The sequence below is a fragment of the Rhodoferax sp. genome (assembly GCF_028689305.1).
In the GTDB taxonomy this organism is placed as follows: domain Bacteria; phylum Pseudomonadota; class Gammaproteobacteria; order Burkholderiales; family Burkholderiaceae_C; genus Rhodoferax.
The window spans coordinates 1-8,649 of sequence record NZ_JAQTWM010000119.1; the positions used below are offsets into that span (position 1 = coordinate 1).

An 8,649-nucleotide genomic window follows, 5' to 3' on the forward strand; every position below is an offset into this window, starting at 1 on the left:
CGCACCACCTGGTTTTGCGGCACGGCAAACAGGCCAAACGGGTAGTGGTCGCGCAGCGCGGTCTTGGTCATGAACGGAAACTTGGCCAGGTCAGCCAGCGTCTTCAGGTCGCTTGGGTGTACCCCCTTGGCATCAAAAGCGGCCTTGTGAAACGGCACGTTGTCATAGGCGTGTTGCAGCGACCACTTCAAGCGCTGCAATTGCAGGGCCGAGATTTCGTCCCGGCTGGCTGTTTCAATGGCCTCAAGTTCACCGGGTTGTGGGGTTTTGGCGGTCATGTAGGTCTCCTCATGCTCTGATTTTTTGGGGTGTCTATCGGGTGTTCTGCGCAAGGGTGATCAAGTCGCGGCATCGGTCTGCTGCAGGCCCGCAATCACTTCACCCTTGACGCGGTAACTTTTGCCGCGAAACAGCGCCACTGTTTTGCCCATGCGGGTACGTACCGTGATGTCGTACACGCCGGTTCGACCGGACAGGGAGCGCTCCACCGCCTCGGCTTCGAGCACATCACCTTCCCGGGCTGGAGCCAGAAAATCGATGTTGCAGCTGGAGGCTACGGTGTTCTGGTTGTAGCTGTTGCAGGCAAAGGCAAATGTGCTGTCAGCCAGGGTGAAGATGAAACCACCGTGGCAGATATGGTGGCCGTTGACCATGTCGCTACGTACCGGCATGGCAAACATGGCATAACCGGGCTTGACGCTGAGGATTTGGATGCCCAGACCCTGGGTAGCACGGTCGCGCGACCACATGGCCTGTGTCACGGCGTCGGCCATTGCCTGGGGATCGAAGAGGTGTTCAGTCATAAAAGACCCTTGCTGCATAAACATGGTGTTGAATCAGGGGGGAGGTGCGGTAACGGTCTTCGCCATAGGTTTGTGCCAGATGGCTGAGCACCGTGCTGAGTTTGTCGATGCCGATGGCACTGGCCCAGGCCAGCGGGCCACAGGGGTAATTGACACCCAGGCGCATGGCGGTGTCCACCGCAGCGGCATCACACACCCCCTGGTTGACCACATCGAAGGCTTCATTGGCCAGCATGGCCACGGTGCGCATGACGATCAAGCCGGGAATGTCCTGCAACGGCGATACGGCAAAACCGGCGGCTTGCAACAAGCCGAAGGCGTGATCGGCGGCAGTGGGGTCACACTGCGCCGCCACACTGACTGCCAGCCGGGTGGCCTGGGAATAGTCCAGCGCCAAATCGATCAATACGGTGCTGGGTGTTTGGGTGTCAAAGGCGCAGCGGGTGGCACTGCGGCCATCGGTCACGCGCACGGTGGTATCCCCCGCGCGGGCCAGCGTGTCGCCCAGGGCTGCAGCCTGGGTGAAGCGAACACCACGGGTTTGCAAACGTGTGGCCAGGGCCTGGGCAGCGGCAGATTGGCCATACACCACGATGTCATGGGGCTGGTCGAGTGCGGGTGCGGTGGCAGGCAGTGGTTTCAGCGCACCTTCCTGGTAGCTGTAAAAACCACGGCCAGACTTCTTGCCGAGAAACCCGGCATCCACCAGATCCTGCTGGGTCAAGGAGGGTAAAAAGCGCGGATCGTTGAAGAACGCCCGCCAGACCGATTGGGTCACGGCAAAGTTCACGTCGTGGCCAATCATGTCCATCAATTCAAACGGCCCCATGCGAAAACCACCGGCCTCGCGGCAGCAGGCATCCAGCGTGGCGCAATCGGCACCACCCTCGGTCAGTACCCGCAAGGCTTCGGCGTAAAAAGGACGTGCGACACGGTTGACGATAAAACCGGGCGTGGACTTGGCGTGTACCGGGGTCTTGCCCCAAGCCGCCGCCGTGGCAAACAAGGTATTGGCCACCGCCAGATCGGTGGCCAAGCCTGACACCACCTCGACCAGCGCCATCAACGGCGCGGGGTTGAAGAAGTGCAGCCCGGCCAGGCGTTGTGGTTTTTTGAGCGCCGCCCCAATGGCGGTGATGGAAATTGACGAGGTGTTGCTGGCCAGAATGCAGGCCTCAATCACCACCGCTTCCAGGTCTTTGAACAGGGCTTGTTTGACCTGCAAATTTTCCACAATGGCTTCCACCACCAGGCCCGCATCGGCCAGATCAGCCACTTGCTCGGCCGCCTGCAGGCGCGCACCCGCAGCCTGGGCCGCCTCTAAGCTGAGCTTGCCTTTGGCCGCCATTTTTTCAAACTGGGCACGAATGCCGTCAATCGCCAAAGCGGCTGCGCCGGGGCGGTTGTCCAGCAGCTTGACTTTGTGCCCGGCGGCGGCGGCCACCTGGGCAATACCAGCCCCCATGGCACCAGCTCCGATGACAGCCACCAAGGTTTGGGGGGAAAGCGCTTGAGTCATGGTGCTTCAGTTGCCGGTGAACTTAGGGGCGCGCTTGTCCATGAAGGCGGCGACACCTTCCTTGAAGTCGGCGCTCCAGCCCAGTTCACGCATGAAGCCCCCTTCCATGCTGAGTTGCTGCTCCAGCGTATGGTTGGGCGCAGCGTGCATGGCGGCGCGGGTGCGCACCAGGGCTTTGGTCGGCATGGTGGCCAGCTGGGCAGCGAGTTTGTCCACTGTGGATGCCAGTTCCGCATCGTCCACCGCTTGCCAGATCAGGCCCCAGTCTTGCGCTTTTTCAGCGGGCAGTTTGTCGGCCAGCATCGCCAGGCCCATGGCGCGGGCCATACCCACGCGCTGCGGCAGAAACCAGGTGCCGCCGGTGTCGGGAATCAGGCCGATCTTGCTGAAGGCCTGCAAAAACGAGGCTGATTTGGCCGCAATCACCAGGTCGCAGGCGAGTGCCAAACTGGCCCCGGCCCCGGCAGCAATACCGTTGACCATGGCCACCGTAGGTACACGCAGGTTTTGCAGCGCCAGCACCAAGGGTTTGTAGTTGTGCTCCACCACCTGGCCAATGTCAGGCAGCATCGGGCCCATGGCCATGTCGGGGTCAGCCAGGTCTTGTCCGGCGCAAAAGCCCCGGCCAGCACCGGTGATCACCAGCACACGGATGGTTTTGTCGTCTTGCACTGTGGCCAGCGCGGCGCGCAGTTCAGCATGCATGGCACCGGTAAAGCTGTTGAGCTTGTCCGGGCGGTTGAGCGTCAGGCGGGCAATGCCATCCTGCACCTCAAAACGAATGTTCTGGTAAGTCATGGCAAAACCTCAAACGTGAAAGCGGCGTTGCACCACACGGAAACGGTTCGCCACAAAGGCCGAGTCCGCATAACTTGCGTTGGCCGCCGGGTTGCCGCCAGTGCCGTGATAGTCTGAAAACGCGCTGGACTGGTTGACAAACACACCACCGGTCAGGTTGATGGACAGCGCCACCTTGGAGCGCCAGGTGGCTGCTGTCATGGCTTCAATCACTTCCGCTCGGGTGGAGTAGAGACCCGCGGTCAACGCGCCGTGGGTCGAAACAATACGCTCAGACAGGCGAACAGCGCTTGTGGTGTCTGCGCAGCGCACTACAAAAGTGATAGGGCCAAAGCGTTCTTCCATGTAGGTGGACTCGTCTGCCGCATCACAGGCCAGCAGCACCGGGGTGTGGACTTCGGCCTTGGGAAACTCGGGGTTGTCGAGCTTTTTGGAGGCCAGCAAGACCTTGCCCAACGTGCCACCATTGGCCAGCGCAATCCGCTCCAGCGTGGCGGGTGACTGCACCGCGCCCAACACGGCACAAGCCACTTCGGGCTTGGCCAGGCAAGCCTCCAAGGCACGCGCCAGGTCAGCACACACCTCGTCATAAGTCTTGTGACCGTCTTCGGTGTCGATGCCACCGGCGGGCACCAACAGCGCCTGCGAAGTGGTGCACATCTGGCCGGAATACAGCGACAAGGTGAATGCCAGGTTACGCAGCATGCCTTTGTAGTTGTCGGTTGAGTCGATCACGATGTTGTTGACACCCGCCAACTCGGCATACACCTGGGCCTGGCGGCAGTGGTTGATGAGCCACTGGCCAAACACATTGCCACCGGTGAAATCGACCGACTTCACTGCCGGGTGGGTCACCAGGGCTTGGGTGGTTTCGCGCTGGTCAGGGATACACAGCGTGACCAGATTGGGGTCAATGCCGTGCTCGGCCAACACGGTGCGAATGGTGCGCACGGTGATGGCGGCGGGCAAGATGGCGTTTTCGTGCGGTTTGACAATCACCGCGTTGCCGGTGGCCAGCGCGGCAAACAAACCTGGGTAAGTGTTCCAGGTGGGGAAGGTGCCACAACCCACCACCACCGCCGCACCCCGGCCGACAATTTCAAAATGTTTCTTCATCACCAGCGGCGGGTTCTTGCCTTGTGGTTTTTCCCAGGTGGCTTCAGCCGGTACAAAACTTTGCTCGCGGTAGGCATAGGTCACAGCTTCCAGGCCACGGTCTTGCGCGTGGGGTGAACCGGCCTGAAACGCCATCATCCAGCCCTGGCCGGTGGTCATCATCACCGCGTGGGCGATCTCGAAGCTTTGGGCGTTCAGGCGGTCCAGCATCTCGATACACAGGCCGGTGCGGCCCTCTACCCCCACCGCTTGCCAACCGGTCATGGCGGCCTGGCCGGCATCAATCAGCGCCTGGATGTCAGACACCGGGTAGCTCACGTTGAGCTCAACGCCAAATGGTGAGTTTTCGCCGCCCAGCCAGGTGGTGGTGCCGGGCTGTGACAAGTCGAATTTTTGCCCCAGGTGGGCGTCGAACGCTTTTTTGCCGTCGTCTGCGGCGGTTTCACCATAGGTCTTGGGGCTGGGCGTCTCGTTGTACGCCGCCCAGTAGCCACGGGTGTGAATGGCGTTGAGGGCAGCGTCGAGCTTGGCGCGGTGTTTTTCAAAGAGGGGATGTGTCATGAAGGTGTTCCGGGAAGGTTGAATCAGGTGAGTAAAAACAATAGCTGCTTGCGCTTATCAGATAAGGGCTAGAGGCCAAAAAGACTTAAAAAAACGCTTAAAAATCAGCCTGGATAGGCTTGTACGGTTTGTTCAATCGCTCCAAAGATCGATGCACCCATGCGGTCGGTCATTTCAATCCGTACCTGATCACCAAAGCGCAGGTAGGCGGTCTGGGGTTGGCCCGATTCAATGGTTTCGTACATCCGCACTTCGGCAATGCAGCAGTAACCGACACCCCCGTTGGCGATGGATGAGCCCTGCAAACCCCCTTGTTTGTTTGACACCGTGCCCGAGCCAATGATGGAGCCCGCGCACAGCTCGCGCGTCTTGGCGGCGTGGGCGATGAGTTGAGCAAAGTTGAACACCATGTCGGTTCCCGCATCGGGCTGACCAAACAAGCTGCCGTTCAAAAACACAGTCAAGGGGCGGTGTACCCGGCTGTCGGCCCAGTCGGCACCCAATTCGTCTGGGGTGATCGCCACCGGGCTGAAGGCTGATGCGGGCTTGGACTGGAAAAAGCCAAAACCCTTGGCCAACTCGGCCGGGATCAGGTTGCGCAGCGACACGTCATTCACCAGCATCAGCAGCCGCACCGATTTAGCGGCCTCCGCCACGCTGCAACCCATCTTCACGTCGCCGGTGATGACGGCCACTTCGGCCTCCAGGTCAATACCCCAGTCTTCCGACAGGGCAGACACCGGGTCGCGTGGACCGACAAAAGAATCCGAGCCGCCCTGGTACATCAACGGGTCAGTCCAGAACTCAGGCGGCAATTCCGCACCTCGGGCGCGGCGCACCAGTTCCACATGGTTGACATAGGCCGAGCCATCGGCCCATTGGTAGGCGCGTGGCAGGGGTGAGTGGCAGGCGGCTTGGTCAAACAGGTCGGGGTTGGTGAAGGCCCCACTGTTGAGCGCTTCATAGACCTGGCGCAACTGCGGCTCGCACTCCTGCCAGTCGTCCAGCGCAGCTTGCAAGGTGCGGGCAATGGCGGGCACGGCGCGGCAATGGGTGAGTGCGCGGTTGACCACCACCAGCGTGCCGTCACGCCCACCTTGTTTGAGTGTGGCAAGTTTCATGGCTTATTCCCCGGCGTAGCTGCCGTCGTGCATCCAGCGCGCGTGTTGCGGAGCTTTTTTGGTTTCAGCCCATTCATTGAGCATGGCCCATTTGACTTCGTCGAGCATCTTGGCCATCTTGGGTGTACCGGTGTTGGCTGCCAGTTCCAGCCGGTGGCCGCTGGGGTCAAAAAAGTAGATCGATTTGAAAATGGTGTGGTCGGTCGGGCCCACCACTTCAATGCCGTCGGCTTCCAGCTTGGCCTTGGTTTCCAGCAGTTCGTCGATCGAGCCGACTTGCATCGCCAGGTGTTGGGTCCAGGCTGGCGTGTTCATGTCACGGCCCATTTCGGGTTTGGTGGGCAGTTCAAAAAACGCCAGCACATTGCCGCCGCCCGCGTCCAGAAAGACGTGCATGTAGGGGTCGGGCTCTTTGGTGGAAGGCACTTCGTTCTCTGCAATCGCCAGAATGAAATTCATGTTGAGGTACTTGCCGTACCACTCCACGGTTTGTTTGGCATCTTTGCAGCGGTAAGCCACATGGTGAATTTTCTGGATTTGCATGGGAATGATCCTTAAATATCTTGGCGGGCGATGCGCATGGCTTCGCGCAGCACGCTGATGTCACCCACATGGTTGGCCAGCAGCAGCACCAATTTGGCATTGACCATGGCACTTTGCTCGTCGCTCAGGTCGCGGTGGGTGTCGATCAGCGCCTCGTAAAAATCGTCGCCCGGTGTGAAGGCCCGAAAGTAGCGTTTGCCGGATTCATTGAAGTTGGGTTGCAGGTTCAGGGACATGGCGGTCTCCTTAGTGAAGGTTGCAGGTGGCGCGGGCAATGGCCTGGCTGACCTGCCCGGCATCGAAACTGCGCCAGCGTGCGGCCACATGCTGGTCCGGGCGGATCAGGTAGCTGGTGCCCGGTGTGGTGTCATAACGCTCGGCGAAACGCCCGGTATGGTCTTCCAGCAGCCGCAGGCCCTGTGGGGCCGTACCCGCTGTGGCGCTCACAAGAATCACCTCGGGTGTCAGGGGCCCGTTGGCCACGGCCGTGAAGCTGGCCAGCAGGGGGGTATCCACCATGGCGGCATCATTCACACACACCAGCACCATGAAGCGATGACCGACCTGATCCAGCAGCCAGGCATCCTGGCCCAGCAAGCGCATCGGTGCATCGTCCATGGGTGCGCCGGGCACCATGTCGCCTGAAAAAGCGTCAACATCCGGCGTGTTCAGGCGCGATTCGGTCAGGTAACTGGGTACCGACAGACGGCCCGAGTTGACCAGTGCACGGGCAAAGGCATGGTCACGTGCCAGGCTCAGCACCGCGTTGCGAAAAGTCAGAGAGGTTTTGCTCTTGGGGGTGATGAAGTCGGTGGATCGGGTGGAGTTGAGCAGGTTTTCATCTGCCGCAAACACACGTTCTTCAGAATAGCTGTCCAGCAACTCGGGTGGGGCTTTGCCCTCAATCACCAGCTTGAGTTTCCAGCACAGATTGTCAGTGTCCTGAATGCCGGAGTTGGCACCGCGCGCGCCGAATGGCGACACCTGGTGCGCCGCGTCGCCCACAAACAGCGCATGGCCGTGGGTGAAGGCGTTCATGCGGCGGCACTGGAAGGTATAGACGCTGACCCATTCCAGCTCAAACTCACGCTCATCACCCAGCATGGCCTTGATGCGCGGAATCACCTTCTCTGGCTTCTTTTCTTCTTCCGGGTCAGCATTCCAGCCGAGCTGAAAGTCGATACGGTAGACGTTGTCAGCCTGGCGGTGCAACAACACCGATTGCCCAGGGTGAAACGGTGGGTCAAACCAGAACCAGCGCTCATGCGGAAAATCGGCTTTCATGACCACGTCGGCAATCAGGAAACGATCCATGAAGATCTTGCCGTCAATTTCCAGGTTCATCAAACGCCGAATGCCACTGCGGGCTCCGTCAGCCACCACCAGCCAGTCGGTTTCCAGCGTGTAAATGCCGTCCGGTGTTTCCACCTGCAGCGTGGCCCCATCACCTTGCGGGATCACGGACAGCACCTTGTTCTTGAAGCGCAGATCCAGGTTGGGCAGTTCCTGGGCGCGTTTCACCTCGAACGCTTCCAGGTAATACTGCTGCAGGTTGATCATGCCGGGGCGTTTGTGGTCTGGCTGCGGCAACAGGTTGAAGTTGTACACCTCTTGCTCGCGGAAAAACGTGCGGCCCACGTTCCAGCTCACGCCCTTGTCCACACAGGGCTGGCCCAAACCGATGCGGTCCAGCACCTCCAGCGCACGTTTGGCGTAACACACCCCACGCGAGCCTACCGACACGGTGTCGTCGTCGTCCAGCAGCACCACGGGCACCCCCGACTGTGCCAACTCAATGGCAGCGGCCAGACCCACCGGGCCAGCGCCCACCACCACCACGGGGTAGCGCTTTTTCTCAGCGCCAGACTGCTCTGGCGGGCGAACGTAATCAAATTTGGGATATTGGTAAGTGCTCAACATGGCTTGTCTCCGATGATTGGTTTTTTGTGCCGATGCTGTGGTGACTTATTCCGCCGCTTGCAGGCCGTGCCACATTTCCTTGTCACGCTCGGCCGTCCAGATGCGCGGGTGTTTGATGCCGCTGGCCTCGTCCACGGCACGGGTCACGTCAAACGGCAGGCAGTGTTCGTAAATGAAGACCTGGCCAAACTTGGGGTCCATGGCTTTGCGGCAATGCGCCATGGCTTGTTTCAGGTTCATGCCCTGGGCCACGGCCTCTTTGGCGGAG

8 protein-coding genes and 2 pseudogenes are annotated in these 8,649 nt (G+C 60.3%); all 10 read right to left on the bottom strand.

The genetic code is table 11. The features are described from left to right. Positions 1 to 278: pseudogene (locus PHW99_RS16975) on the bottom strand (phenylacetate--CoA ligase); the annotation flags it as partial. A gap of 60 nt (positions 279 to 338) precedes the next feature. Beyond that, complete coding sequence (gene paaI / locus PHW99_RS16980; protein WP_300180380.1) at positions 339 to 803, bottom strand: hydroxyphenylacetyl-CoA thioesterase PaaI; 465 nt, start codon at positions 801 to 803, stop codon at positions 339 to 341. Next, positions 796 to 2,322: a 3-hydroxyacyl-CoA dehydrogenase PaaH gene (gene paaH, locus PHW99_RS16985; RefSeq protein WP_300180383.1), complete on the bottom strand. Its 1,527-nt coding sequence runs from the start codon at positions 2,320 to 2,322 to the stop codon at positions 796 to 798. Before paaH ends, paaI begins: the two co-directional genes overlap by 8 nt. Before the next feature lie 6 nt (positions 2,323 to 2,328). After that, positions 2,329 to 3,120 carry a 2-(1,2-epoxy-1,2-dihydrophenyl)acetyl-CoA isomerase PaaG gene (paaG, locus tag PHW99_RS16990; protein ID WP_300180386.1) on the bottom strand — a complete coding sequence of 264 codons (792 nt, stop codon included), beginning with the start codon at positions 3,118 to 3,120 and terminating at the stop codon, positions 2,329 to 2,331. Positions 3,121 to 3,129: 9 nt separating this feature from the next. Continuing rightward, positions 3,130 to 4,797, bottom strand: a complete 1,668-nt coding sequence (paaN, locus tag PHW99_RS16995; protein WP_300180389.1) for a phenylacetic acid degradation protein PaaN — start codon at positions 4,795 to 4,797, stop codon at positions 3,130 to 3,132. Between the two features lie 104 nt (positions 4,798 to 4,901). After that, the gene (locus PHW99_RS17000; protein ID WP_300180393.1) at positions 4,902 to 5,918 is read right to left on the bottom strand and encodes a fumarylacetoacetate hydrolase family protein; all 1,017 of its coding nucleotides are present in this window, start codon (positions 5,916 to 5,918) and stop codon (positions 4,902 to 4,904) included. A 3-nt stretch (positions 5,919 to 5,921) separates the two neighbouring features. Then, positions 5,922 to 6,461: a VOC family protein gene (locus PHW99_RS17005; protein WP_300180396.1), complete on the bottom strand. Its 540-nt coding sequence runs from the start codon at positions 6,459 to 6,461 to the stop codon at positions 5,922 to 5,924. Between the two features lie 11 nt (positions 6,462 to 6,472). After that, on the bottom strand, positions 6,473 to 6,697 hold the full coding sequence (locus tag PHW99_RS17010) for a DUF2783 domain-containing protein (protein WP_300180399.1): 225 nt from the start codon (positions 6,695 to 6,697) through the stop codon (positions 6,473 to 6,475). Between the two features lie 10 nt (positions 6,698 to 6,707). Continuing rightward, positions 6,708 to 8,381: an FAD-dependent oxidoreductase gene (locus PHW99_RS17015; protein WP_300180402.1), complete on the bottom strand. Its 1,674-nt coding sequence runs from the start codon at positions 8,379 to 8,381 to the stop codon at positions 6,708 to 6,710. A 45-nt stretch (positions 8,382 to 8,426) separates the two neighbouring features. After that, positions 8,427 to 8,649 (bottom strand): annotated as a pseudogene (locus PHW99_RS17020) (MBL fold metallo-hydrolase); the annotation flags it as partial.

Excerpts from the sequence above, each read along its gene's own strand:
- paaI (WP_300180380.1), bottom strand. The coding sequence starts at position 803 with ATGACTGAACACCTCTTCGATCCCCAGGCAATGGCCGACGCCGTGACA.
- paaH (WP_300180383.1), bottom strand. The coding sequence starts at position 2,322 with ATGACTCAAGCGCTTTCCCCCCAAACCTTGGTGGCTGTCATCGGAGCT.
- paaG (WP_300180386.1), bottom strand. The coding sequence starts at position 3,120 with ATGACTTACCAGAACATTCGTTTTGAGGTGCAGGATGGCATTGCCCGC.
- paaN (WP_300180389.1), bottom strand. The coding sequence starts at position 4,797 with ATGACACATCCCCTCTTTGAAAAACACCGCGCCAAGCTCGACGCTGCC.
- PHW99_RS17000 (WP_300180393.1), bottom strand. The coding sequence starts at position 5,918 with ATGAAACTTGCCACACTCAAACAAGGTGGGCGTGACGGCACGCTGGTG.
- PHW99_RS17005 (WP_300180396.1), bottom strand. The coding sequence starts at position 6,461 with ATGCAAATCCAGAAAATTCACCATGTGGCTTACCGCTGCAAAGATGCC.
- PHW99_RS17010 (WP_300180399.1), bottom strand. The coding sequence starts at position 6,697 with ATGTCCCTGAACCTGCAACCCAACTTCAATGAATCCGGCAAACGCTAC.
- PHW99_RS17015 (WP_300180402.1), bottom strand. The coding sequence starts at position 8,381 with ATGTTGAGCACTTACCAATATCCCAAATTTGATTACGTTCGCCCGCCA.